The organism is Nitrosopumilus sp. b1, from assembly GCF_014078545.1.
Lineage (GTDB): Archaea > Thermoproteota > Nitrososphaeria > Nitrososphaerales > Nitrosopumilaceae > PXYB01.
Window position 1 is genome coordinate 1 of sequence record NZ_MU078786.1, and the last position, 696, is coordinate 696.

Sequence of the window (696 nt, forward strand, 5' to 3'; positions counted from 1 at the left end):
ATTGTTAGTGCACGCATAGTTCTTGCCAATGACATATGTTTTGTAAATCGAACAAGCTCTGTCCAATAATCTGGATGTTTTTCATACAGTTCAGATCCTGTTCTAATTGTAGCTCTTGGACATACTGCTCGAAATGCATTTTCATAGTATTTTGCAACTTTGGATATTTTTTCAATATCTCCTCCTAGCTTATCGTTAATCATAGTATGCCAATCTGCAAGAAATATTGTACAATCAATTCCTGCATCTATGAAATCATTAATTTTGTAACCAGTACTAATCAAACTTCCAAGATGCAAAAATCCAGAAATTTCTAGACCAATGTAGTGTTTTGGGCTAGAATTTGTTTTGAATAGCTCTGTGAGGTCTTCTTCAGTGACAACCTCTTCTGTTGGTGGTCTTTTTACGAGTGCGATCTTCTCAGAAATATCCAAACCAAACCAACTCTGTGACAAAACCCTATAAACTTAGTTTAAGCTATGCCAGAACAGCTACTTTGAAATATCATATTTTCACAGGTTTTGTATGACAGTTGCTTATGTTTTGATGAAGTGTGAGCTTGGCGCTGAAGAAGAAGTTATTGAGAAACTAAAAGAAATGGAAGAAGTCTTGTGGGTTGATCAAACTTATGGTGCTTATGACCTAATTGCAAAAGTAGAATCAGGCAATATTGAAAAACTCAAAGAATTTCTAACA

At 34.8% G+C, this 696-nt stretch carries 1 pseudogene; it reads right to left on the bottom strand.

Going from position 1 to position 696, the window contains the following annotated elements:
• Positions 1 to 455, bottom strand: a pseudogene (locus tag C6988_RS10820) (tyrosine--tRNA ligase); the annotation flags it as partial.
• Between the last annotated feature and the right edge of the window lie 241 nt (positions 456 to 696).